23 protein-coding genes and 1 pseudogene are annotated in these 24,256 nt (G+C 47.4%); 20 read left to right on the forward strand and 4 right to left on the reverse strand.

Annotated elements, in window-relative coordinates; translation table 11 throughout:
- Nucleotide 1: 1 nt before the first annotated feature.
- Complete coding sequence (gene pnbA, locus ACY3LV_RS13290; protein WP_464863941.1) at nt 2-1,471, reverse strand: para-nitrobenzyl esterase; 1,470 nt, start codon at nt 1,469-1,471, stop codon at nt 2-4.
- 74 nt (nt 1,472-1,545) lie between these two features.
- Nucleotides 1,546-2,004, reverse strand: a complete 459-nt coding sequence (slrR, locus tag ACY3LV_RS13295) for an HTH-type transcriptional regulator SlrR (RefSeq protein ID WP_087993518.1) — start codon at nt 2,002-2,004, stop codon at nt 1,546-1,548.
- Nucleotides 2,005-2,248: 244 nt separating this feature from the next.
- On the opposite strand from slrR, the gene ACY3LV_RS13300 reads away from it, so the two are divergent.
- From ACY3LV_RS13300 to ACY3LV_RS13370, 15 genes and pseudogenes are all read left to right on the forward strand, one after another.
- On the forward strand, nt 2,249-2,953 hold the full coding sequence (locus tag ACY3LV_RS13300; protein ID WP_464863942.1) for a YveK family protein: 705 nt from the start codon (nt 2,249-2,251) through the stop codon (nt 2,951-2,953).
- Nucleotides 2,954-2,958: 5 nt separating this feature from the next.
- A complete protein-coding gene (gene epsB, locus ACY3LV_RS13305; protein WP_148962716.1) occupies nt 2,959-3,642 on the forward strand; it encodes a protein tyrosine kinase EpsB in 684 nt (227 codons plus the stop codon).
- Between the two features lie 235 nt (nt 3,643-3,877).
- Nucleotides 3,878-5,698, forward strand: a complete 1,821-nt coding sequence (locus ACY3LV_RS13310; RefSeq protein WP_464863943.1) for a polysaccharide biosynthesis protein — start codon at nt 3,878-3,880, stop codon at nt 5,696-5,698.
- A gap of 11 nt (nt 5,699-5,709) precedes the next feature.
- Nucleotides 5,710-6,855 (forward strand): glycosyltransferase family 4 protein, encoded by a 1,146-nt coding sequence (locus ACY3LV_RS13315; protein ID WP_464863944.1) that lies wholly within the window; start codon nt 5,710-5,712, stop codon nt 6,853-6,855.
- Entirely contained in the window at nt 6,852-7,688 is an 837-nt protein-coding gene (gene epsE / locus ACY3LV_RS13320; RefSeq protein ID WP_148962718.1) for a glycosyltransferase EpsE, read from the forward strand. The genes ACY3LV_RS13315 and epsE overlap by 4 nt, the downstream gene beginning before the upstream one ends.
- Nucleotides 7,681-8,830, forward strand: a pseudogene (locus tag ACY3LV_RS13325) (glycosyltransferase family 1 protein). Before epsE ends, ACY3LV_RS13325 begins: the two are co-directional and overlap by 8 nt.
- A complete protein-coding gene (epsG, locus tag ACY3LV_RS13330) occupies nt 8,827-9,930 on the forward strand; it encodes a biofilm exopolysaccharide biosynthesis protein EpsG (protein WP_464863945.1) in 1,104 nt (367 codons plus the stop codon). The pseudogene ACY3LV_RS13325 and the gene epsG overlap by 4 nt, the downstream one beginning before the upstream one ends.
- A gap of 24 nt (nt 9,931-9,954) precedes the next feature.
- Nucleotides 9,955-10,989, forward strand: a complete 1,035-nt coding sequence (locus tag ACY3LV_RS13335; protein WP_464863946.1) for a glycosyltransferase family 2 protein — start codon at nt 9,955-9,957, stop codon at nt 10,987-10,989.
- 4 nt (nt 10,990-10,993) lie between these two features.
- A complete protein-coding gene (locus tag ACY3LV_RS13340) occupies nt 10,994-12,070 on the forward strand; it encodes a polysaccharide pyruvyl transferase family protein (RefSeq protein WP_464863947.1) in 1,077 nt (358 codons plus the stop codon).
- Complete coding sequence (locus ACY3LV_RS13345; RefSeq protein WP_464863948.1) at nt 12,067-13,101, forward strand: glycosyltransferase; 1,035 nt, start codon at nt 12,067-12,069, stop codon at nt 13,099-13,101. Before ACY3LV_RS13340 ends, ACY3LV_RS13345 begins: the two co-directional genes overlap by 4 nt.
- Nucleotides 13,098-14,615, forward strand: coding sequence for an MATE family efflux transporter (locus tag ACY3LV_RS13350; protein WP_333560923.1), 1,518 nt, complete (start codon nt 13,098-13,100; stop codon nt 14,613-14,615). Before ACY3LV_RS13345 ends, ACY3LV_RS13350 begins: the two co-directional genes overlap by 4 nt.
- Nucleotides 14,612-15,220 carry a sugar transferase gene (locus ACY3LV_RS13355; protein WP_148962725.1) on the forward strand — a complete coding sequence of 203 codons (609 nt, stop codon included), beginning with the start codon at nt 14,612-14,614 and terminating at the stop codon, nt 15,218-15,220. Before ACY3LV_RS13350 ends, ACY3LV_RS13355 begins: the two co-directional genes overlap by 4 nt.
- Nucleotides 15,217-15,855, forward strand: a complete 639-nt coding sequence (locus ACY3LV_RS13360) for an acetyltransferase (protein ID WP_464863949.1) — start codon at nt 15,217-15,219, stop codon at nt 15,853-15,855. The genes ACY3LV_RS13355 and ACY3LV_RS13360 overlap by 4 nt, the downstream gene beginning before the upstream one ends.
- 16 nt (nt 15,856-15,871) lie before the next feature.
- Entirely contained in the window at nt 15,872-17,038 is a 1,167-nt protein-coding gene (locus ACY3LV_RS13365; RefSeq protein WP_464863951.1) for a DegT/DnrJ/EryC1/StrS family aminotransferase, read from the forward strand.
- Entirely contained in the window at nt 17,017-17,985 is a 969-nt protein-coding gene (locus ACY3LV_RS13370) for a polysaccharide pyruvyl transferase family protein (protein WP_464863952.1), read from the forward strand. The genes ACY3LV_RS13365 and ACY3LV_RS13370 overlap by 22 nt, the downstream gene beginning before the upstream one ends.
- Before the next feature lie 9 nt (nt 17,986-17,994).
- On the opposite strand, the gene yvfG is transcribed toward ACY3LV_RS13370, so the two are convergent.
- Entirely contained in the window at nt 17,995-18,213 is a 219-nt protein-coding gene (yvfG, locus tag ACY3LV_RS13375) for a protein YvfG (protein ID WP_105953948.1), read from the reverse strand.
- A gap of 78 nt (nt 18,214-18,291) precedes the next feature.
- On the opposite strand from yvfG, the gene rpoN reads away from it, so the two are divergent.
- From rpoN to ACY3LV_RS13390, 3 genes are all read left to right on the forward strand, one after another.
- Entirely contained in the window at nt 18,292-19,602 is a 1,311-nt protein-coding gene (gene rpoN, locus ACY3LV_RS13380; protein WP_464863953.1) for an RNA polymerase factor sigma-54, read from the forward strand.
- A 121-nt stretch (nt 19,603-19,723) separates the two neighbouring features.
- Nucleotides 19,724-19,927, forward strand: coding sequence for a helix-turn-helix transcriptional regulator (locus ACY3LV_RS13385; protein WP_087993534.1), 204 nt, complete (start codon nt 19,724-19,726; stop codon nt 19,925-19,927).
- Nucleotides 19,928-19,932: 5 nt separating this feature from the next.
- Entirely contained in the window at nt 19,933-20,307 is a 375-nt protein-coding gene (locus ACY3LV_RS13390) for a hypothetical protein (RefSeq protein ID WP_333518134.1), read from the forward strand.
- Nucleotides 20,308-20,381: 74 nt separating this feature from the next.
- Here the strand turns inward: ACY3LV_RS13390 and lutP are convergent, their stop codons facing one another.
- Nucleotides 20,382-22,079 carry an L-lactate permease LutP gene (lutP, locus tag ACY3LV_RS13395; protein WP_464863954.1) on the reverse strand — a complete coding sequence of 566 codons (1,698 nt, stop codon included), beginning with the start codon at nt 22,077-22,079 and terminating at the stop codon, nt 20,382-20,384.
- Between the two features lie 230 nt (nt 22,080-22,309).
- Here lutP and lutR point away from each other — a divergent pair, with 230 nt between their 5' ends.
- Entirely contained in the window at nt 22,310-23,032 is a 723-nt protein-coding gene (gene lutR, locus ACY3LV_RS13400) for an L-lactate utilization/bacilysin biosynthesis transcriptional regulator LutR (RefSeq protein ID WP_148962733.1), read from the forward strand.
- Nucleotides 23,033-23,194: 162 nt separating this feature from the next.
- Nucleotides 23,195-24,187, forward strand: coding sequence for a galactan degradation operon transcriptional regulator GanR (ganR, locus tag ACY3LV_RS13405; RefSeq protein ID WP_333560918.1), 993 nt, complete (start codon nt 23,195-23,197; stop codon nt 24,185-24,187).
- The last annotated feature ends 69 nt before the right edge of the window (nt 24,188-24,256 follow it).

Here is a 24,256-nt window from a genome sequence, read left to right on the forward strand (position 1 = left end):
TTTATTCTCCTTTAGGAAGGGATAGTTTTTGCCTTTTATCAGATTCAGGATCGTTTTCAATCGTAATCTCTGAATCTAAAATCAGCGTCTTTCTTGTTTCTTCATGATACGCCGGCCATTTTACATCCTCAGTGCTTGGGTTTCCTGTTTTGGCGAACGTGATCCATGCTGATTGTATGGTGTGAGAAAGCTGTTTCACCTCATCCGTAATCTCCGCTTTTGCCATTTGTTCTAAGCCGCCCAGATTTCCGAAAACAAAAGGAAGCTCTAATGCGTGAAACGCTTTATTGTACGGCGGCTTATTCGAGTGCCAGTCGAATCGGTACATCCAGACAGGCGCGTAAGGGGACTGGGCGGCGGCATAGGCGACGGCCGGGCGCCAAAATAATAAATCAGTCATCATATGGATTTGGCTTTCAAGCGAACGCGGATACAGATCGGCGGCTTTCTCAGCCAGCGGCTGTCCTAATAAGTACTCGAGCGCAGCATCAAGCGTTTCCTGAGAATGTACGTCTGAATCCGGGGTGAAAAATAAATATCCTTCATCGCGATTTGTTCCGATTAACAGCGGAATGCCGGCCGCAGCACCTTCTGCGATCGCTTTTTCTGGTTCAGCAGGCAGCGTTTTCGGATCAAGGGCGGGCTGGAAGAACAGCTGAAAGATATTTTCATTTTCTGCTTTCCGAAGCTGATCGGCCGCTTTAAGCAAATCTTCCGCCGATATCGTATGCAATCTGTCCAATTGACTCTCATCAATCCCAAGGACCTGTAAAAAGGCTGCCGCGGTGCTTGCCGCTTTCTCTTTCGTCATCGTTCGGGAAGCGCCGCTTTCCATGATCGCTTTCTGGAACAGGCCTTTTGCCGCAGGCATAGCGAGCAGCGCGGCAATGCTCATGCCGCCTGCGGATTCTCCAAATACCGTTACGTTCTCCGGATCACCGCCAAACGCTGAGATATTGTCTCGCACCCATTTCAGCGCGGCGGCTTGGTCCAAAAGCCCAAGGTTATCTGAATACGCCTCATCAAACGAAGACAAATGTAAAAATCCAAACGGCCCCAGCCGGTAATTCAATGTAACGACAATGACGTCTCCCTGCGCCGCAAGGCTTGATCCATCGTATAATGGCTCACTGCCCGCTCCGAGATAAAAAGCGCCGCCGTGAATCCACACCATGACAGGCAGGTTTTGATTCCCAGTGTCAGGCGCGAAAACATTGAGATACAGACAATCCTCAGACTGGCGGGGAGGCTCAGCATACGAAAGTGACATTAAATCCGGCGGCTGCGGGCAAATCGGGCCGTACGCTGTTGTGTCCAATTCGTCCTTCCACGCTTCCGGGGGCTCCGGTGCTTTAAAACGCAACTGTCCGACAGGCGGCTTGGCATAGGGGATGCCTCTCCATATATGTACGCTGTTTTCTGTTGTGCCTTTTACTTTCCCGTATGGAGTTGTTACTGTTGTATGTGACATCGCTCTCTCTCCCTTTTTCCCCCATTATAAACAGATTTCCCCTGATCATGCGAACGTCAGCCCTTAGCCGATATTCATCTTCCCATCGTTTTGAAAAAGGATTTGACTTCCTGCACGGTCAAGCCGATTTCTCTTGCTTCTTCCATCAGCGTTTTCCATTCCTCTATATTGGATTCCGTCAGTTTACGATTTCTGTAGGAAGCGGTTTCAGGCTGTTCTTTCTTTAGTATGTTCGTAAAAGTGAACAGCTCTTCCTTTTCCATTCCGGCTTGTACGGCTTGCACAAGATGCACGCGCCATTCTTCTTCACCGCCGCTGATTTTCTCATACATCATCGTTTCCGCGTCGAACAATTCTGTTAATTCTACCTCCAGTGTAACGGAAATTTTCTTTAAAAATTGAACGGACGGATTCGTATGAACGCCTCTTTCAATCTTGCTTAAATAGGATTTAGATACACCTGACTCAACGGCCAGCTGATTTATAGAATAGCCTTTTCTTTTACGGTATAAACGGATAATTCTTCCAATCATAATTAAAATTCTCCTCTATTCCTGTCGTTATTTCGTTCATTATAAGGAATTATTCGTTCTTTATAAAATTTAAAATAATAAGGGAAGTGCAGTAAATAAGAGGAAAATCATGAATTTGTTCTCTAAAGAGAACTTATTGGCTTATTTTGCAATTTTTAAATAATATCTTTTTCTTTTATAATCCAATCATTAACAGAAAGGGGCGCGGGAAGCCAGCCGCAGGAAGGCCGAAGGCTATGAATACATGAATGAGAATATGAGTTTTAAAGAATTATATGCGATTGTCAGACACAGATTCGTGCTGATTCTGCTCATCACATTCGGCGTCACCCTTATGACGGGTTTTATGCAATTTAAGGTCGTTTCACCGACCTATCAGGCGACGACGCAAGTGCTGATTCATGAATCAGACGGTGAAAAAAACTCGAATCTCAGTGACATCCAGCGAAATCTTCAGTACAGCAGCACGTTCCAAGCGATCATGAAAAGCACGGCCTTGATGGAAGAAGTCAAGGAGGAATTGCATCTTTCTGAATCGGCTTCCTCGCTGAAAGGAAAAGTAATGACCAGCAGTGAAAATGAATCAGAAATTATCACCGTTGCAGTCCGGGACCACGATCCGGCGGAAGCGGCTGAGATTGCGAACACGTTAGTGAACAAGTTTGAAAAAGAAGTAGATAAAAGATTGAACATACAAGGCGTACATATTTTATCAGAGGCGAATGCTTCTGAAAGCCCAATGATCAAGCCGGCCCGGCTGCGAAATATGGTCATGGCTTTTGGCGCTGCTGTCATGGGCGGCATTACACTGGCATTTTTTCTGCATTTTCTCGATGATACGTGCAAAAGCGCACGGCAGCTCAGCGAGAGAACCGGATTGCCATGCTTAGGTTCCGTCCCTGATGTCCAAAAAGGGCGGAATCGCGGGATAAAACACTTCGGGGAGTGAAGCGAGTGATCTTTAGAAAAAAGAAAGCAAGGCGTGGTTTGGCTCAAATATCCGTTTTACACAATAAATCAATTGTTGCGGAACAATATCGCACCATTCGGACAAACATTGAGTTTTCATCCGTCCAGACCAACTTGCGGTCTATCCTCGTCACCTCCTCTGTGCCTGGAGAAGGTAAATCGTTCAGTGCGGCGAATCTTGCGGCTGTCTTTGCGCAGCAGCAGGAAAAGAAAGTGCTGCTGGTGGATGCCGATTTAAGAAAGCCGACGATCAATCAGACGTTTCAGGTTGGGAATGTAACCGGGCTGACAAATGTGCTGGTCGGTAATGCTTCACTCAGTGAGACGGTGCAAAAGACGCCGATCGATAACTTATATGTGCTGACAAGCGGACCGACCCCGCCGAATCCGGCTGAACTGCTGTCTTCAAAAGCGATGGGAGATTTAATATCTGACATCTATAAACAATACAGCCTTGTCATCTTTGATTCCCCTCCGCTTTTGGCTGTTGCGGATGCTCAGATTTTAGCAAACCAGACAGACGGCAGCGTACTCGTCGTTTTAAGCGGAAAAACAAAAACCGATACCATCCTAAAAGCGAAGGATGCACTGGAACAATCCAACGCGAAGCTGTTAGGCGCTCTTTTAAACAAAAAGAAAATGAAAAAATCGGAACACTATTCCTACTAAATAGATGGTAAAGGTGATGTCTCCTGACCTGTATCAATGGAGGCACTCGGCTCTGCTGTGGGCAGCTGGTGTTGCTGCCTTAGATGCTGGTCGTCACTGGCGGGGCGTGAGGATGGGTTAAATGCCCACTTATTTGATATATACATAGGTCGTGTTGTCGGTTTAGCTGCTGCCGATGTTTTGGAGGACGAAAGCCGCCGCAGCTAAACCGATAAAAGAATTAGGGGGGAAAAGGTTGAGTTACCGGAGAAGACTGTCAATGATTATTGCGCTGGACACTTATCTCGTTTTAAATTCAGTTATTGCAGGATATCAATTTTTAAAAGATTCCTATCAATTTTATGACTCCGGAGCATTATTGCTTACCGCTGTCAGCTTGCTCCTCAGCTATCATGTATGTGCTTTCCTGTTCCATCAGTATAAACAGGTGTGGACATACACTGGAATCGGCGAGCTGATCGTCCTGCTTAAGGGCATCACGCTTTCGGCCGCTGTGACCGGCTTCATTCAGTATGCTGTGTATCATACGATGTTCTTCCGTCTGTTAATCGCGTGCTGGGTGCTGCAACTTTTGTCCATCGGAGGAACCCGTGTTTTGTCGAGAGTGTTAAAAGAAAGCATCAGAAAAAACCGCAGTGCCTCGTCCCGCGCGCTGATTATCGGGGCGGGCTCAGGAGGGACTCTGATGGTCAGGCAGCTGCTTTCAAAAGATGATCCTGACATCACGCCTGTCGCTTTTATTGATGATGACCAGACAAAACATAAATTAGAAATGATGGGGCTCCCCGTGATCGGCGGAAAAGAAAGTATCATGCCTGCGGTGCAAAAGCTCAAAATTAACTATATTATTATTGCGATTCCTTCACTCCACACCCATGAGCTTCAGGTTTTATATAAAGAATGTGTGCGGACTGGAGTCAACATCAAAATTATGCCTCACTTTGATGAAATGCTGCTCGGCACACGAACTGCCGGGCAAATCAGAGATGTAAAAGCTGAGGATTTGCTTGGCAGAAAGCCGGTAACCCTCGACACAAGCGAAATTTCGAACCGCATCAAAGGAAAAACAGTTCTCGTCACGGGAGCGGGCGGATCAATCGGCTCGGAAATCTGCCGGCAGATCAGCGCGTTTCAGCCTAAAGAAATCATTCTGCTCGGCCATGGAGAAAACAGCATTCATTCGATTTATACAGAGCTGAACGGGCGATTCGGCAAACACATGGTGTTCCATACGGAAATTGCGGATGTGCAGGATCGCGATAAAATATTTACCTTGATGAAAAAGTACGAGCCGCACGTGGTCTACCATGCAGCTGCCCATAAACATGTTCCTTTAATGGAGCACAATCCCGAAGAGGCTGTCAAAAATAACATCATCGGAACAAAAAATGTCGCGGAAGCAGCCGATATGTCGGGGACAGAGACGTTTGTGCTGATTTCATCGGACAAAGCGGTGAACCCAGCCAATATAATGGGGGCGACAAAACGATTCGCCGAGATGATTATTATGAATCTTGGAAAAATGAGCAGAACCAAATTTGTCGCTGTCCGCTTCGGCAATGTGCTCGGGAGCCGCGGCAGCGTCATTCCGATTTTTAAAAAGCAGATTGAAAAAGGCGGACCGGTGACGGTCACACACCCGGCAATGACCCGCTATTTCATGACGATTCCCGAGGCCTCAAGGCTTGTCATTCAGGCCGGGGCACTTGCGAAAGGGCGCCAGATTTTCGTTCTCGACATGGGAGAGCCCGTAAAGATTGTGGACCTTGCCAAAAATCTCATTCATCTGTCCGGCTATACGACTGAGCAGATTCCAATCGAATTCACAGGCATTCGTCCCGGTGAAAAAATGTATGAGGAATTGCTGAACCAAAATGAAGTACACGCTGAACAAATCTTTCCGAAAATTCATATCGGCAAAGCGGTTGACGGCGATTGGCCATTGCTGATGCGCTTTATCGAGGATTTTCATGAGATGCCGGAAGACGATCTGAGAGCGAGGCTGTTTGCGGCGATTGATACATCAGACAAAATGACGGCTGCCAGTGTTCAATAGGGGGAGTGAAGATGACGAAAAAGATCTTGTTTTGTGCGACTGTTGATTATCATTTTAAGGCCTTTCATCTTCCTTACTTTAAATGGTTTAAACGAATGGGCTGGGAGGTTCATGTCGCGGCGAGCGGACAAACCAAACTGCCGTATGTAGACGTGAAATTCTCCATTGCGATTCGCAGGTCACCCTTTCATCCTCAGAATCTGGCCGTTTACAGACAGCTGAAGGAAGTGATTGACACCAATCAATACGACATTGTCCATTGCCATACGCCGGTTGGCGGCGTGCTTGCCAGACTAGCGGCGAGGCAAGCGAGGCGGCATGGAACAAAGGTGCTGTACACCGCGCACGGATTTCACTTCTGCAGCGGAGCGCCGATCAAAAATTGGCTTCTTTACTATCCGGTTGAGAAATGGCTCTCGGCTTATACAGACTGTCTGATTACGATCAATGAAGAGGATTACATACGGGGGAAAGGAATTCAAAGGCCGGGCGGCATGACGCGGAAAATTCACGGCATCGGGGTGAATACAGAGCGGTTTCGGCCTGTCAGCCTGCAAGAGAAGCGAAGCCTCAGAGAAAAACACGGATTCAGCGAAGACGATTTTATATTGGTTTATCCGGCTGAGCTTAATTTCAACAAAAATCAGAAGCTGTTAATTGAAGCCGCAGCCTTGCTGAAAGAAAAAATACCGTCGCTTCGCCTTGTTTTTGCCGGAGAAGGGGCGATGGAACAAACGTATCGAACGTTAGCTGAAAAGCTTGGCGCTTCCGGCAACGTCCGCTTTTACGGCTTTTGCCGGGACATTCACGAGCTGATTCAGCTTGCAGATGTATCTGTCGCATCCAGCATGAGAGAAGGCCTCGGCATGAACGTTCTTGAGGGGATGGCCGCGGAAAAACCGGCGATTGCCACGGATAACCGCGGGCACCGGGAAATCATCCGGGACGGAGAAAATGGTTTTCTGATCAAAATCGGTGATAGTGCCGCGTTTGCCCGCCGGATTGAACAGCTTTACAGTAAACCGGAACTCTGCGGAAATTTGGGGCAGGAAGGCCGAAAAACAGCCTTGCGCTTTTCGGAGGCGCGCACGGTAGAAGAAATGGCAGATATTTATTCCGCGTACATGGATTTGGATACAAAGGAGAAAAGCGTATGAACTCAGGACCGAAAGTTTCTGTCATTATGGGCATTTATAATTGTGAACGCACTTTGGCGGAGAGTATTGAATCCATACTCAGCCAATCTTATAAAAATTGGGAGCTGATTATGTGCGATGATGCGTCAACAGACGGCACGCTCCGCATCGCGAAGCAGTATGCCGCTCATTACAGCGACCGCATCAAGGTGATTCAGAACAAAACAAACAAGCGGCTTGCCGCTTCATTAAATCATTGTCTTTCACATGCCACAGGCGAGTATATTGCCCGCCAGGACGGAGACGATCTTTCGTTTCCGCGCCGTCTGGAAAAGCAGGTCGCATTTTTAGAAAAGCACCGCCACTATCAGGTGGTTGGCACCGGCATGCTTGTATTTGATGAATGTGGCGTAAGGGGCACACGCATCCTGCCTTCTGTTCCGGAGCCGGGCATCATGGCAAAAGGGACCCCGTTTTGCCACGGAACGATTATGATGAGAGCCAGCGCCTACCGCACGCTGAAAGGCTACCGTTCGGTGCGGCGGACGAGACGGATGGAGGATATTGATTTATGGCTTCGCTTTTTTGAAGAGGGCTTCAGGGGCTACAATCTCCAGGAAGCCTTGTATAAAGTAAGGGAAGACAGCGATGCTTTCAAACGGCGGTCATTTACGTATTCCATTGACAATGCCATCCTTGTCTATCAGGCATGCAGACGCTTGAAGCTTCCATTATCTGATTACCTATATATCGCAAAACCGTTAATCCGCGCGCTTATGCCTCCAGCCGTGATGAATCGCTACCACAAAAAAAGAGTGATGAATCAAAAGGAAGGGCTTGTCAAACATGAATAGCAGCCAAAAACGCGTGCTCCATGTTCTCAGCGGCATGAACAGGGGCGGCGCGGAGACCATGGTGATGAATTTATATCGGAAAATGGACAGAAGCAAAGTACAATTTGATTTTTTAACGTATCGAAATGATCCGTGCGCTTTTGATGAAGAAATTTTATCTTTAGGCGGGCGGCTTTTTTATGTCCCGAGCATCGGGCAAAGCAATCCTCTTACATTTGTGAGGAATGTAAGACATACGATAACAGAAAACGGACCGTTCAGCGCGGTTCATGCGCACACGGATTTTCAAACGGGCTTTATCGCCCTTGCGGCAAGGCTAGCCGGAGTGCCGGTCAGGGTATGTCATTCCCATAATACGTCGTGGAAGACCGGCTTCAATTGGAAGGATCGCCTGCAGCTGATGGTGTTCAGGCGGCTGATTTTGGCGAACGCAACAGCACTGTGTGCCTGCGGAGAGGATGCGGGCAAGTTTTTATTCGGGCACTCCAACATGGAGCGTGTTCATCTCCTTCCAAACGGGATTGATCTTGATTTGTTCGCCCCAAATGTGCAGTGGGATGATGAAGAAAAAACAGCACGCGGCATTGCAGTTGACCGTCTCATTATTGGCCATGTGGCCCGGTTTCATGAAGTGAAAAACCACGCGTTTCTGCTGAAGCTTGCCGCACACCTTAAAGACCGCGGGGTTCGCTTTCAGCTCGTGCTCGCAGGAGACGGGCCGCTGCGCGAGAAAATGGAAGAGGAGGCGCGGCGGCAGAACTTGCTTTCAGATGTCCTCTTTTTAGGCACTGAAAACAACATTCATGAATTGATGCGCACATTTGATGTGTTTGTCATGCCGTCTCTGTATGAAGGCTTGCCGGTTGTGCTGGTGGAAGCGCAGGCATCGGGGCTTCCATGCATCATTTCAGACACCATCACAGAAAAAGTCGATGTCGGTCTAGGACTTGTGACAAGATTGAATCTTTCTGAGCCGATCGGCATCTGGGCTGAAACCATTGCAAGGGCGGCCGCCGCAGGCAGGCCGAAGCGGGAGCTTATCAAAGAAACACTCGCCGAACTTGGCTACGATGCACAGCAAAATGTAGGAGCGCTGCTGAATGTATATAACATTAGCAGCGGAAAAGGACAATAAACGATGATTGTATATGCCGTCAATATGGGAATTGTATATATTTGGTCTTGGTTTGCCAAAATGTGCGGCGGCCGTGATGATTCGCTCGCTACGGGATATCGGCCGAATAAGCTGTTAATCTGGATTCCGCTAGTGTCACTTGTGCTTGTGTCGGGTCTCCGTTACAGAGTCGGCACGGATTTTCAGACGTACACGCTGCTTTATGAATTGGCGGGCGATTATCAAAATGTGTGGCAGATATTCGGTTTCGGCACAGCGAAAATGGCGACGGATCCGGGCTTTACCGCACTCCTTTGGCTGATGAATGTCATCACGGCAGATCCGCAAATCATGTATATAACGGTTGCGGCCGTGACCTACAGTTTGGTTATGAAGACACTCGCTGATTACGGAAGGCCGTTTGAGCTGAGTGTCTTTTTATTTTTAGGAACCTTTCATTATTACGCGTCTTTTAACGGCATCAGGCAATACATGGTGGCAGCCGGTTTGTTTTGGGCGATTCGTTACATCATTAGCGGGAACTGGAAGCGATATTTTCTGATCGTGCTGATCAGCTCGCTCTTTCATTCCTCGGCGCTGATTATGATTCCAGTATACTTTATTGTCAGAAGAAAAGCCTGGTCACCGGCGATATTCGGGCTATCCGCTTTATTTCTCGGCATGACGTTTTTATATCAAAAATTCATTTCTGTGTTTGTTGTTGTGCTTGAAAACAGCTCATACAGCCATTATGAAAAATGGCTTATGACGAACACAAATGGAATGAATGTGATCAAAATCGCTGTCTTGGTTCTGCCGCTGTTTCTCGCCTTTTGCTACAGGGCGCGTCTGCGGAAGCTGTGGCCGCAAATCGACATCGTCGTCAATTTGTGCCTGCTCGGTTTTTTATTCGGGCTTTTGGCCACAAAAGACGTGATCTTTGCCAGATTCAATATTTATTTCGGCCTGTATCAATTGATCCTAGTCCCTTATTTCGTCAGGATATTTGATGAAAAATCGAATGCCCTTATCTATATCGCGATCGTTGTTTGTTATTTTCTTTACAGTTATTTGCTTATGCCGGTTGATTCGTCCGTTCTGCCTTACAGAACGATTTTTTCCCGGTAATTTACGCAAGAGGAGCCGGTCATTATGGAAATACCTGCGGTTAGTCTGCTAGTCGCTGTTTATAACACAGAAACATATATCAAAATGTGTCTCGAGTCACTGCGGAACCAGACGGTGGACAATATTGAAATCATCATCGTCAATGACGGTTCGGCAGACGCCAGCCCGGATATCGCGGAGGAATACGCCAAAAAGGATCACAGGTTCAGGGTGATTCATCAGGAGAACAAGGGCCTCGGCGCGGTTCGGAATAAAGGGATCGAGGCGGCCCGCGGCGAGTTTATCGCGTTTATTGATTCAGACGATTGGATTGAGCCTGATTATTGCGAGCGGATGCTCCAAGCAGCGGGCGATGAAACTGATCTGATCATTTGCAATTACGCCGCGGAGTTTGAGGACACTGGAAAAACCATGATCTCTGACATTGCCGAAAACTACCGGGATCAGCCGAAGGAGCACTATATTAAGGCGTTATTCGAAGGGAAGGTCAGAGGGTTTTCATGGAACAAACTGTACAGAAGAAGCATGATTAAAGCACACCGGCTGTCGTTTCCGCTCCGAGGCGAGCTGGAACATGTCGAGGATCAGTTTTTCAGCTTCAGGGCTCATTTTTTCGCCTGTACAGTATCCTATGTCAAGGCACCGCTCTATCATTACCGTATTCACCTATCATCCATCGTCCAGCGCTATCAGAAAAAACTGTTTGAATCGGGGCTTGCGCTGTATGAGGCGAATGCGGCGTTTTTACAGGAGAACAACAAACTGGAGGAGTACGGTAAGGAACTTGATACCTTTATCGTGCTTCACAGCAGCATCTGTATGCTGAATGAATGGAAAACAAGCGGCAGCGGCCGGCTGTTTGACAAGTTTAGAAATGTCGGCGTGATTTGCGGGGATCCCGTATTTCAAGAGAGCCTCTCAAAAACGGGTACCGCACCTTTTGACGCAAAACGGTCATGCCTGCTTCTGATGGCGAAATACAGAATGATCCCGTTCGTCGCTATGGCGTCGGCCGTGTATCAGCGGGTAATTGAGTACAAAATGAGAAACAGAGGGTGAGGACATGTCGTTACAATCGTTGAAAATCAATCTTGCAGAATGGCTGCTGCTTAAGGTCAAATACCCGTCCCAATATTGGCTGGGTGCGGCCGATCAGTCGGTCAAGGCCGCAGCACATCAGAAAAAAATCATACTGACCCTGCTGCCGTCCCATGACAATTTGGGGGATCACGCGATTGCTTATGCCAGCAAGGCATTTCTTGAGCAGGAATACCCCGATTTTAACATCGTCGAGGTTGATATGAAGGACATTTATAAATCAGCAAAAGCGCTGCTCCGCTCGCGCCATCCGGCGGACATGGTCTTTATCATCGGCGGCGGAAACATGGGGGACTTATACCGCTATGAGGAGTGGACGCGCCGCTTCATCATTAAAACATTTCATGACTATCCAGTTGTCCAGCTTCCCGCAACGGCTCATTTTTCTGACACGAAAAAGGGACGCAAAGAGCTGAAACGGGCGCAAAAAATTTATAATGCGCACCCCGGCCTATTGCTGATGGCCAGGGATGAAACAACGTATCAATTTATGAAACAGCATTTTCAAGAAAAAATGATTTTGAAGCAGCCGGATATGGTGCTGTACTTAGACAGAAGCAAGACCCCCGCAGAGCGCGAAGGGGTTTATATGTGTTTGCGCGAGGATCAGGAAAGCGTGCTTCAAGAAGATGAGAGAAACAATGTGAAGGTTGCGCTATTTGAAGAATTCGGCGACATTAAAGCCTTTACGACAACAATCGGGCGCCGGGTCAGCCGTGATTCCCGGGAGCGGGAGCTTGAAGCGCTGTGGTCTAAGCTGCAAAGTGCAGAAGCTGTTGTCACTGACAGGCTTCATGGCATGATTTTTTGCGCGCTGACAGGAACGCCGTGTGTCGTCATCCGCTCCTTTGACCACAAGGTGATGGAAGGCTATCAATGGCTCAAAGACATCCCATACATGAAGCTGATTGAACATCCGGACCCGGAGCGTGTGACAGTCGCAGTAAAAGAGCTGTTAACAAAAGAAACAATCCGTTCCGGCTTTCCGAGAGACGTGTATTTTAAAGGGCTGCGTGACAAAATCAGCGGTGAAGCGCAATGACCCCGCTCGTCAGCATTATTGTCCCGATGTATAACGTTGAACCATTTATAGAAGAGTGCATTGACTCTCTCCTTCGTCAAACGATCTCTGATATTGAAATCATCCTCGTGAATGACGGCTCGCCGGATCGTTCAGGCGAGATTGCAGAGGATTATGCAAAACGGGATGCGAGAATCCGGGTCATTCATCAGAAAAACGGCGGGTTGAGTTCAGCGCGTAATACGGGAATAAAGGCCGCCCGGGGGACGTACATCGGCTTTGTGGACGGTGACGATTATGTATCTTCCGCCATGTTCCAAAGGTTGATTGAAGAAGCGGAACAGCACCGGCTCGACATCGCTGGATGCGGTTTTTACAAGCAGTCAGCGGACAGGCGGACTTATGTGCCGCCGCAGCTTGTCACAAACCGCGTGCTGACAAAACCTGAAATGGCTGAATGGCTCAAATATGCTCACGAAACGAGATTTATCTGGTATGTATGGCGTTATGTTTATCGCCGTGAGCTTTTGGAGAGAGCCCATCTGATGTTCGATGAAGACATCCGTTTTGCTGAAGACTCTCCCTTCAATTTGTCCGCTTTTTGCGAAGCGGAGCGGGTGAAAATGCTGGATGAAGGCTTGTACATCTATCGTGAAAACCCGAACAGCCTGACAGAAATCCCTTATAAGCCGGCGATGGATGAACATATACAAAAGCAATATCAGGCGAAAATCGCATTCTACAATCATTACGGTATAGCAGGAGCATGCAAAGAAGATTTGAATGTGTACATTTGCAAGCACCAGCTTCCGATGCTTCTGGCAAACGCCTGTGCTTCTCCAAATTCGCCGAAAGACATTAAAAAGCAGATCAAACACATCTTATCCTATGATATGGTGCGGCAAGCTGTCAGACATACACCGTTTCAGCATGAGAAATTACTAAGAGGCGAGCGTTTGGTATTAGGATTGTGCAAATTGCGGCTCATTTTTCTCATCAAGCTGTTTTTCGAGCAGCGGGGAACGATGAAAGGCAGTGCGAAGCAGGCATGAAATTCACGATCAATTTCAGCGCAAATCTCACGGCTTTTCTCTTGTCCGTTTTCTTGTCGGTCTGGATGACGCCTTTTATTGTCAAAACGCTTGGTGTGGAAGCGTTCGGTTTTGTTCATTTGACCCAAAACGTGATTAATTACTTTTCGATCATCACCGTCGCGCTCAGCTCGGTTGTCGTGCGGTTTTTTTCTGTCGCCGCACATCGGGGGGAGCGGGATAAAGCAAATGCGTATATCAGCAATTATTTGGCGGCGTCTGTTCTGATATCATTGCTTCTTTTGCTGCCTCTTGCGGGTTCAGCTTTTTTTATTGACCGGGTCATGAACGTGCCGCAGGCGCTTTTGGCTGATGTGCGTTTGTCGATTTTGATCGGCAGTCTGCTGTTTATTTTAACGTTTCTGATGGCGGGTTTCGGTGCTGCCCCATTTTATGCCAACCGTCTTTACATCACCAGCTCCATTCAGGCGGTGCAAATGCTTGTACGCGTGCTGTCTGTACTGCTCTTGTTTGTATGCTTCACACCGAAAATCTGGCAGATCCAGCTTGCCGCTTTAGCTGGTGCTGTCATCGCGGCTGTGCTGTCTTTCTATTTCTTTAAAAAGCTGATTCCGTGGTTTACGTTTCGGGTGAAGGATCTTTCATTCCGCATAAGCAAAGAGCTGTTTCAGGCGGGCACATGGAGCTCAGTCAATCAAATCGGCGTCCTGCTTTTTTTGCAGATTGATCTATTAACCGCCAATTTGGTGCTGGGAGCGTCTGAAGCCGGAAAATACGCGGCGATTATCCAGTTTCCGCTGCTGCTGCGCAGCTTGGCTGGAACGGTCGCATCTCTGTTTGCGCCTCTCATGACGTCGTATTATTCAAAAGGCGATATGGACGGATTGGTGAATTACGCCAACAAGGCAGTGAGGCTGAACGGTCTTCTGCTTGCGCTTCCTGCTGCCTTATTGGGCGGGCTGGCGGGGCCTTTTCTGACGATCTGGCTCGGACCGTCCTTTTCGTCTATCGCGCCGATTTTATATATTCATGCCGGATACTTGGTGGTCAGTCTCGCCTTTATGCCGCTGTTTTATATCTGGACCGCCTTTAATAAACAAAAAACCCCGGCGATCATTACCCTGCTGTTAGGCGTGTTAAATGTGGTGCTGGCCGTCACACTGAGCGGGCCGGCTCATCTCGGCCTGTACGGCATTACATTGGCCGGAGCGATTTCCCTTATTTTGAAAAACGCCATTTTTACGCCGCTTTACGTATCCCGCATGACCGGCTACAAAAAGCACATGTTTTTTAAAGGCATAATCGGGCCTCTTTCAGCGGCTGTGTTTGCCTGGGCGGTCTGTGAGGCAATCAGGTTCGCTGTGAAGATTGACGGCTGGACATCACTGATTGCGGCGGGAATCACAGTCAGCTGCTGCTACGCCATATTCGCGTTTGCGCTTGTTTGTACGAAAGAGGAAAGACAGTTGGTACTGAAACGATTTCGAAAAACGAAAGGGGCTGTGAATCTTTGATCCTGAAACGACTTTTTGATCTGACGGCCGCCATTTTTTTATTGTGCTGTACAAGTGTCATCATTCTATTCACCATCGCCGTGGTCAGGCTGAAAATAGGATCACCTGTCTTCTTTAAGCAAGTAAGGCCGGGCCTGCACGGCAAGCCGTTCACCCTTTATAAATTCCGGACGATGACCGATCAACGGGACAGTGAAGGAAATCTGCTGCCTGATGAAGTTCGGCTGACGAAAACGGGCAGGCTGATCAGAAAGCTGAGCATCGATGAGCTTCCACAGCTGCTGAATGTCTTAAAAGGCGATCTGAGCCTTGTCGGCCCGCGCCCGCTTTTGATGGACTATCTGCCTCTTTATACAGAAAAGCAGGCCCGGCGCCATGAGGTGAAGCCGGGCATCACAGGCTGGGCGCAAATCAACGGCAGGAACGCGATTTCCTGGGAAAAGAAATTTGAATTAGATGTTTGGTACGTTGACAACCGGTCATTTTTTCTCGATTTGAAAATTTTATGTTTGACGGTGCGAAAAGTGCTTGTTTCAGAAGGGGTTCAGCAAACCAATCATGTGACCGCTGAACGGTTTACAGGAAGAGGAGATGTGTCCTCATGAGAAACGTTGCCATTGTGGGTGACGGCGGGCACGGAAAGGTGATCAGAGAGCTGATAAACGCCCGGTCAGATACGCGCTTAGCCGCGTTGCTGGATGATAAATTCCCAACATTTGAAGCCGGAAAAGAGTGGTACACAGGCCCGCCGGAAGCCATTACTGACGTGCGCAGGCTGGTTCCCGACGTGATGTTTCTGATCGCCATTGGAAACAACAGTGTCAGAAAACACCTGGCGGAGCGGCTGGGACTGAAAAAAGAAGATTTTATTACATTGATTCACCCGTCAGCCATCGTCAGCAAGTCCGCTGTCATCGGGGAAGGGACGGTCATTATGGCGGGCGCGATCATTCAGGCGGATGCGCGGATCGGCGCCCACTGCATCATCAATACGGGCGCAGTGGCAGAGCACGACAATCAACTCAGCGATTATGTTCATCTTTCCCCGCGTGTCACGCTGTCAGGAGCGGTTGCCGTTCAGGAAGGCGCTCACATCGGAACCGGCGCAAATGTCATACCGCAGCTCACAATCGGATCTTGGAGCATTGTCGGCGCCGGCTCGGCGGTGATCCGTTCCGTACCGGACAGGGTAACGGCGGCCGGTGCCCCGGCGCGCATTATTTCTCCCATTCAAACATAAAACAAAGGATGATTATATGCATAAAAGAATCTATTTATCTCCCCCTCACATGAGCGGCAGAGAGCAGCACTATATTTCAGAAGCCTTTCGCTCAAATTGGATTGCGCCGCTTGGGCCTCTCGTGAATTCATTTGAAGAGCAATTGGCTGATCGTGTCGGCGTAAAAGGGGCAGCGGCGGTCAGCTCAGGAACAGCGGCGATTCATCTGGCGCTGCGTTTGCTTGAGATAAAAGAAGGGGACAGCGTGTTTTGCCAGTCCTTCACATTTGTGGCGACCGCCAATCCGATTTTATATGAAAAAGCGGTGCCCGTCTTTATTGATTCTGAGCCTGATACGTGGAACATGTCGCCGCAAGCCCTAGAAAGAGCGCTGGAGGAAGCGAAAAGAAACGGAAAGCTGCCAAAAGCGGTCATTGCCGTCAATCTATATGGGCAAAGCGCGAAAATGGATGAAATCGTAAGTCTGTGTGATGCATATGGAGTTCCTGTCATTGAGGACGCAGCCGAATCTCTCGGCACAGTCTATAAAGGGAAGCAGAGCGGGACATTTGGGCGCTTCGGCATTTTTTCGTTTAACGGGAACAAAATCATCACGACATCAGGTGGCGGGATGCTCGTTTCAGATGATGAAGCAGCTATTGAAAAAGCAAGATTTCTCGCTTCACAGGCACGTGAGCCGGCTGTTCATTATCAGCACAGCGAAATCGGGCACAATTACAGGCTGAGCAATATCTTGGCCGGCGTGGGCATTGCCCAGCTTGAGGTGCTGGATGAACGGGTGGAGAAAAGAAGGGCCATTTTCACGAGATACAAGAATGCACTCGGTGACATAAACGGAGTCTGCTTTATGCCAGAACATGCAGCAGGTGTATCCAATCGCTGGCTCACCACACTTACACTTGATAACGGGCTGAGCCCATATGACGCGGTTCAGCGTCTTGCGGAAGAGAACATTGAAGCGCGCCCGCTGTGGAAGCCGCTCCATACCCAGCCGCTGTTTGAGCCGTCTTTATTTTATGCTCATGAAGATACAGGAAGCATATGCGAAGATCTTTTCAAGCGGGGAATCTGTCTCCCATCAGGGTCAAATCTGACGGAAGAAGAGCAAGACCGGGTTATTGATGTACTCGTACACTTATTCCAAACTGGCGAGGTGAAGAAATGGACAGCAAGCATTCGATGATCAGCCTGAAACAGAAACTGTCCGGGCTGCTCGACGTCATTCCGAAACAATCCGAGATCATCTATGCCGATTATCCTCTATACGGAAATGTAGGGGATTTATTTATTATGAAGGGAACAGAAGCCTTCTTTAAAGAACATGGGATTCAGGTCAGAAAACGCTGGAATCCCGACAACTTTCCAGTCGGTCGAAAGCTGGATCCGAATCTCATCATCGTCTGCCAGGGAGGCGGCAACTTCGGGGATTTGTATCCGTATTATCAAGGCTTTAGAGAGAAAATCGTCCAAACCTATCCGAATCATAAAATCGTGATTCTGCCGCAGTCGATTTATTTTCAAAACGAAGACAATCTTAAACGGACGGCGGAGATATTTTCTGCACATGCGAATCTCCATATCATCACAAGGGAAAAAGCCTCCTATGCTACGGCGCAGGCTTATTTTACAAGCAATCACATTAAGCTTCTGCCTGATATGGCCCATCAGCTGTTTCCCGTCGTTCCCACGCAGCAGCCGTTCAATCAAAAGCTGAGATTTATCAGAACAGATCACGAAGCGGATAAGGAGCTTCAGGGACACGCAAAAGCGGAAAGCTACGACTGGCGTACGGTGCTGTCAGCTTCAGACCGCCGGACAATCGCTTTTCTGCAAACGCTGAACGTCCTGAATAATAAAGCGGGCGATCTTCTGCCCATCGCGTATATATGGGAAAAATACTCGGATTATATCGTCAAAAAAGCGATTCGGTTTTTCAGCCGTTACGAATCGGTGGAAACGTCAAGGCTGCACGGCCACATCTTGTCGTCTCTTCTTCAAAAAGAAAACACGGTTATTGATAATTCCTACGGGAAAAACGCCAATTACTATCACACCTGGATGGAAGAAGTACCGAACACCCGACTCATCCAGAACGCCTCAAAGAAGGAAAACCTTCCTGCTCACATGTGAGCGGAAGGTTTATTTTGATTCTCCCCGTTTGACTTTATTGTACGCTTCATCTAAATGCTGAATCCGTTTCAAGACAACCGCGTTTTTCGTCAGCTGGTCCTGAACAAGCGTTGAGACGACGGAACGGTAGTAGCTGTTCATCGCATGGATTTTATCCTCAGACGGATTCATTTCAATATGCTGTTTTAAATTCTCAATAAAATAAGGGACGGAAAAAAGTTCAGACATTCTTTTGGCAGCTCCTTTTTCATAAATGTATACGGTGTGATCTCAATCATGTACAATGAAGAAAGGGGAGTGAGCAAGATGGATATGAAACTTCAGCAAGTACAAGTATTAAAGCCTCAACTGACACAGGAGCTCAGGCAGGCCATCACGCTGCTTGGCTATCATTCGGCAGAACTCGCCGAATACATTGATGAGCTCTCACTGGAAAACCCTCTTATTGAACGAAAGGAAACAGACACACCGCCACTATCTTACCATAAAACAAATAAAAACAGGATGAATCCACAGGAAGCCGGCCTTCAATTAAGTGATCCGCAAAAAACATTGCAGGATGTGTTAAAACAGCAGTCACTCGATATGAATCTGACAAACTCCGAAAAAAAGATTTTCAATTATCTGATTCATTCGCTTGATTCGAACGGGTACTTGGAAGAAGAGGTGGAGGAGGCAGCCCGGCGCCTATCTGTTTCGGCCAAGGAAGCGGAAGCTGTTTTGGCAAAACTCCAGTCGTTAGAGCCAGCTGGAATCGGCGCAAGATCTCTGCAGGAATGTATCCTTCTTCAATTACAGCGGCTGCCGGACAGAAATGAGCAAGCGGAAATGCTTGTTTCAGCTCATTTTGATGCTTTTGCGCAAAAAAACTGGAAAGCGCTTTCAAAAGAGACCGGGATTCCGCTTCATACCATTCAAGATATCTCTGATGACATCGCGGCTCTTCATCCGAGACCAGGCCTTCTGTTTGCCCGGCCAGAGCAAGATATGTATATCGAGCCTGACATTTTTATCTCTGTGAAAAACGGGCACATCGCAGCGGAGCTGAATACCCGCTCGTTTCCGGAAATAGAACTGCATTCGCAGTACAGACCGCTTTTATCGTCGGGCTCCTGTCAGGATACCGCCTCTTATTTATCTGCGAAATATCAGGAATGGCGCTGGCTGAGCCGCGCGCTGCGACAGCGTAAACAGACGATCACGAGAATTGTCAATGAGCTGATCACACGGCAAAGGGAGTTCTTTCTGAAAGGGAGAAGCGCAATGAAGCCGCTGACTCTCAGAGAGGTAGCAGACTGCCTAAGTCTTCATGAATCAACTGTAAGCCGGGCAATCAAAGGAAAAACGCTGCAAACGCCGTACGGACTATTTGAGATGAAACTCTTTTTCTCAGCAAAGGCCGAGTCTTCAGGAGATGGAGATGCGTCTAACTATGCAGTCAAAACACATCTTGAAGACCTGATCAATCAAGAGGACAAAACAAAACCGCTCTCAGATCAAAAGATTGCCGATTTGCTATATGAACAGCACGGCATTCAAATTTCCAGACGCACCGTGGCAAAGTACCGCGATCAAATGAGCATTCCGTCATCGGCAGCGAGAAAACGGTATAAATAAAATCCTCCCGAAAAGGGAGGATTTTTATTACGTAATTGCGGTGCTGCATTCACAAATTGTAAAGCAAGCTTTACGTTATAATAAATTCATTGTACAATTAATGGAAAAAGAGGTAATCCTTTTGAAAAATAGGTTAATAGAATACAGAAAGAAATATGGATATTCCCAAGATACATTAGCTGAGCTGCTAAACGTCAGCAGACAAACGGTTATATCAATTGAGAAAGGAAAATATAATCCTTCTTTGCCGCTGGCATTAGCAATCGCGAAAACGTTTCATACAACTGTCGAAAACATGTTTTATGAAGATGAGAACGAGAGGTGAAAATCATGGCATTACGAAAAGTTTACTTCATAATTGGCGCTTTATTCACAATGATTTTACTGACGAAAGCTTTTTTTCAAATTGTGACTTATTCTGTTTCCTTTACTGAATTATTAATGTGGGGAGCTCTGTCTTATTTAAGTTTTGCTGCGGGCTATATTTATCCGCATTTCAAAGAAAAAGATGAAAGAGCAAACTTGATTAAGCAAAAAGGAATGCAGTACGCACTTTATTCTGTATTGATTTATTGCGTAATGATCTTGTTCAGTATTCAGTTCAGCGCAGTGGCGTTATCGGCAGTTGAAATCATGAGGATTTTAATATCCTTAACAATCATTACGACCTTCACTTCGTGGGTGATATTATCAAAAAAATATTAAGAAATAAAACTGGCAGAACATCAATCTGCCAGTTTTGTTTTTATTTCTTGATAATCTTGACTGTTCATACTGCATCATCCTGCTGGAATCATCCAGCTGAAAACGTGATGCTGTAAAAAAGTGATGATACAAACAAGTAGCAGTAAAAACAAGCTGTGCTTAATCGTAAAGCGGAAAAGATCCGACTCCTTCCCGGCGAGCCCTACCGCGGCGCACGCAACCGCGATCGACTGCGGCGAGATCATTTTTCCTGTGACACCGCCTGATGAATTGGCGGCGACAGACAGAACAGGGTCCATGCCGACTGATAACGCGGTGACTTTCTGCAGGTTGCCGAACAGCAGGTTGGCAGACGTATCCGAGCCGGTAATGAAGACGCCGAGCCAGCCGAGAACAGGCGAAAAGAAGGTGAACATCGAACCTGTCAGCGCGAGTGTCATCCCGAGGGTCGTGCTCATCCCCGAAGAGTTGGTGACATAAGCAAAACCAACGACAGAAGCAATGGTCAAAATCGGAAACTTCAACTCTTGGATCGTTTCTTTAAAAACAGCTCCCCAGTCTTTCCACGCAATCGCCGTGATGAACTTTGACAGCACGGCCGCAATCAATATCGCTGTGCCGGCCGAACCAAGCACCTCAAGCTTGTAAAGTGCTTCAATCGGCGTACCGTCAGCATTGACAATTTGATTGTTCAAAAAAGGCACACCAGGGGCGAAAGTCAGTTTTTCTCCAATACCATTCAGCCACTTCAAGAAAACAGAAGCGCCTTCATAATGCCCGGTCAGCGCGGATTTGACAGAGGGAATGCCCCATACAGAAATCATCACCGTCAGCAGCAAAAATGGCGACCAGGCCTTAAAAATCTGTCCCCCGCTGTATACAGGCGCTGCCTGACTCGTTTTCACCGTTTCAATCGCGGCGGCCGATTCCTGTTCACCGGCAAACCGGAATGTTGTTTTCGGTTTCCACCATTTCAAAAACACAGCAAGCGCTGCCATCGAAACAAGCGCTGACAAAACATCCGGCAGCTCAGGCCCTAAAAAATTGGAGCTAAGATATTGAACGACAGCAAAGGAAACACCGGAAACGAGAATGGCCGGCCAGACCTCAAAGGCTTTTCTGAACCCGCTCATGATGATGAGTAAATAAAGAGGAATAAATACGGATAAAAACGGTAGCTGCCGCCCGACCATTTGCGAAATCTCCATCGCCGGAATTCCTGTCGGCCCTTCTACGGCTGTAATCGGAATCCCAATCGCGCCAAAGGCGACCGGTGCCGTATTGGCGATCAAACAGATTCCCGCCGCATAAAGAGGGTTAAAGCCGAGGCCGACCAGCAGCGCGGCTGAAATGGCGACCGGCGCTCCGAAGCCCGCCGCTCCTTCTAAAAAAGCCCCGAATGAGAAAGCGATCAGGAGCGCCTGAAGCCGGCGATCATCCGTAATCGAGAGAACAGAACTGCGAATGATATCAAATTGTCCCGTTTTCACAGTGATTTTATACAAAAAAACAGACGTCACAATGATCCAGCCGATCGGCAAAATCCCGTATACGGCTCCTTGTGTCGCGGACATCAGCGCTTTTTCCGCCGGCATCCGATAAACCAATACAGCGATGAAAAGTGCGATCCCCAATGTGGACAAGCCCGCTGTATACCCCTTCATCCGTTTAATCGCGAGTGCCCAAAAAAAGAAAATAATCGGTACAAGTGCCGCAAGCGCTGATAAAAGCAAATTTCCCCCTATAGGCGTATATGCCTGTGTCCATTGCATCCCAAACCCCTCCTTGAAACATAAACTGGCGTTGTGTGTAAGCGTTTTCTATAGATGGTGGTATGATCATCTGATGACTGGGTAATAAGACCAGTTACCTAGCATTATATTTTGAAAAAAATCAAAGTACAAGACTTTTTGACAAAATTGTCAAAATCTTTTGGCTCCCCCAAAAACAGAGTATAATAGATCGTAAACAGCCAGACCTACAAGTTACGGGGTGAATTGCATTGAAATACAAACAAATTAAAACAAAGAAAATATATGAAGAAGTGGCGGACGCACTATTAGACATGATCAAAAATGGCGAATTGAAGCCGGGAGATAAACTGGACTCCGTTCAAGCGCTTTCCGAAAGCTTTCAAGTCAGCCGCTCAGCGGTTCGCGAAGCACTTTCCGCGCTAAAAGCGATGGGGCTTGTCGAAATGAAACAGGGAGAAGGCACATACCTAAAGGAATTTGAGCTCAATCAAATTTCTCAGCCGCTCTCAGCCGCCCTTCTTATGAAAAAAGAGGACGTCAAGCAGCTGCTCGAGGTCAGAAAACTGCTTGAAATCGGCGTGGCTTCATTAGCTGCTGAAAAAAGAACAGAAGAGGATCTCGAAAGAATTCATGCCGCGTTAAAGGAAATGGGCAGCATTGAAGCCGACGGAGAGCTTGGAGAGAAAGCAGACTTCGCGTTTCATCTGGCGCTGGCTGACGCTTCCCAAAACGATCTTCTCAAACATCTGATGAACCACGTTTCATCATTGCTGCTGGAAACGATGAGAGAAACACGGAAAATCTGGCTGTTTTCCAAGAAGACCTCAGTTCAGCGGCTTTATGAGGAGCATGAACGGATTTACAATGCCGTGGCTGCACAGGATGGAGGGCAGGCGGAGGCTGCTATGCTGGCGCATTTAACGAATGTGGAAGATGTGCTTTCGGGATATTTCGAGGAAAATGTGCAATAACCAACTCATTTCCCGGGCAATTCTGCCGGTGCCGAATGAAAAACCGAGACTGAGCCACAAATGGCTCAGTCTTTTTGCTTGCAGCAGCACTTGACATTTGTGAAAAACAAAGTAAAATATTTTACTAAAACGAATACGAGCTGAATAATGGAGGCAGATGCAATGGCGACAATTAAAGATATCGCACAGGAAGCGGGATTTTCGATTTCAACTGTTTCCCGCGTTTTAAATAACGATGAAAGCCTTTCTGTTCCTGATGAAACACGGGAGAAAATCTATGAAGCGGCGGAAAAACTCAATTACCGCAAGAAAACAGTAAGGCCGCTAGTGAAACATATTGCGTTTTTATATTGGCTGACAGATAAAGAAGAATTAGAAGATGTCTATTTTAAAACGATGAGATTAGAAGTAGAGAAACTGGCGAGAGCATTCAATGTCGACATGACCACTTATAAAATATCGGATGGAATCGAAAGCATTCCTGCACATACAGAAGGATTTATTGCCGTCGGAACATTTTCTGATGAAGAGCTGGCTTTTCTCAGAAATCTCACTGAAAACGGCGTGTTTATCGATTCAACTCCTGATCCCGATCATTTTGACTCGGTAAGGCCCGATTTAGCTCAAATGACAAGGAAGACGGTAAATATCCTGAGCGGGAAAGGGCATCAGAGCATCGGTTTTATCGGCGGCACATACAAAAATCCGAACACCAATCAGGATGAAATGGACATCCGTGAACAAACCTTTAGATCTTATATGAGGGAAAAAGGCTTGCTGGACGAGTGCTATATCTTCTGTCATCGCGGGTTCTCTGTAGAAAATGGCTATCGCCTGATGACAGCAGCGATCGACACATTAGGCGATCAGCTTCCAACGGCTTTTTTGATCGCGGCGGACCCGATTGCAGTTGGCTGTCTGCAAGCCCTGAACGAAAAAGGAATTGCCATACCGAACAGGGTAAGCATTGTGAGCATCAACAACATCAGCTTTGCAAAGTATGTCTCACCCCCTCTGACGACGTTTCATATTGATATACATGAATTATGCAAAAATGCTGTTGAGATGCTGCTTGAACAAGTGCAGGACAAGAGAAGAACGGTAAAAACATTATATGTGGGCGCGGAATTAATCGTCAGAAAGAGTATGAATTAAGAATGGCTTAGGACACTAAGCTGTTTTTTTATTTGGTAAAAAGATTTACTGATAGAAGTAAATAGTTTG

It is taken from the genome of Bacillus sp. 11C, assembly GCF_055486375.1.

Bases quoted from the DNA above. Each gene is read 5' to 3' on its own strand.
- ACY3LV_RS13350 (WP_333560923.1), top strand. From the start codon at position 13,098: ATGAAATTCACGATCAATTTCAGCGCAAATCTCACGGCTTTTCTCTTG.
- ACY3LV_RS13365 (WP_464863951.1), top strand. From the start codon at position 15,872: ATGCATAAAAGAATCTATTTATCTCCCCCTCACATGAGCGGCAGAGAG.
- slrR (WP_087993518.1), bottom strand. From the start codon at position 2,004: ATGATTGGAAGAATTATCCGTTTATACCGTAAAAGAAAAGGCTATTCT.
- ACY3LV_RS13370 (WP_464863952.1), top strand. From the start codon at position 17,017: ATGGACAGCAAGCATTCGATGATCAGCCTGAAACAGAAACTGTCCGGG.
- epsG (WP_464863945.1), top strand. From the start codon at position 8,827: ATGATTGTATATGCCGTCAATATGGGAATTGTATATATTTGGTCTTGG.
- ACY3LV_RS13340 (WP_464863947.1), top strand. From the start codon at position 10,994: ATGTCGTTACAATCGTTGAAAATCAATCTTGCAGAATGGCTGCTGCTT.
- epsE (WP_148962718.1), top strand. From the start codon at position 6,852: ATGAACTCAGGACCGAAAGTTTCTGTCATTATGGGCATTTATAATTGT.
- yvfG (WP_105953948.1), bottom strand. From the start codon at position 18,213: ATGTCTGAACTTTTTTCCGTCCCTTATTTTATTGAGAATTTAAAACAG.
- ganR (WP_333560918.1), top strand. From the start codon at position 23,195: ATGGCGACAATTAAAGATATCGCACAGGAAGCGGGATTTTCGATTTCA.
- lutP (WP_464863954.1), bottom strand. From the start codon at position 22,079: ATGCAATGGACACAGGCATATACGCCTATAGGGGGAAATTTGCTTTTA.
- ACY3LV_RS13345 (WP_464863948.1), top strand. From the start codon at position 12,067: ATGACCCCGCTCGTCAGCATTATTGTCCCGATGTATAACGTTGAACCA.
- ACY3LV_RS13315 (WP_464863944.1), top strand. From the start codon at position 5,710: ATGACGAAAAAGATCTTGTTTTGTGCGACTGTTGATTATCATTTTAAG.
- rpoN (WP_464863953.1), top strand. From the start codon at position 18,292: ATGGATATGAAACTTCAGCAAGTACAAGTATTAAAGCCTCAACTGACA.
- ACY3LV_RS13300 (WP_464863942.1), top strand. From the start codon at position 2,249: ATGAATGAGAATATGAGTTTTAAAGAATTATATGCGATTGTCAGACAC.
- ACY3LV_RS13360 (WP_464863949.1), top strand. From the start codon at position 15,217: ATGAGAAACGTTGCCATTGTGGGTGACGGCGGGCACGGAAAGGTGATC.
- ACY3LV_RS13335 (WP_464863946.1), top strand. From the start codon at position 9,955: ATGGAAATACCTGCGGTTAGTCTGCTAGTCGCTGTTTATAACACAGAA.
- ACY3LV_RS13390 (WP_333518134.1), top strand. From the start codon at position 19,933: ATGGCATTACGAAAAGTTTACTTCATAATTGGCGCTTTATTCACAATG.
- pnbA (WP_464863941.1), bottom strand. From the start codon at position 1,471: ATGTCACATACAACAGTAACAACTCCATACGGGAAAGTAAAAGGCACA.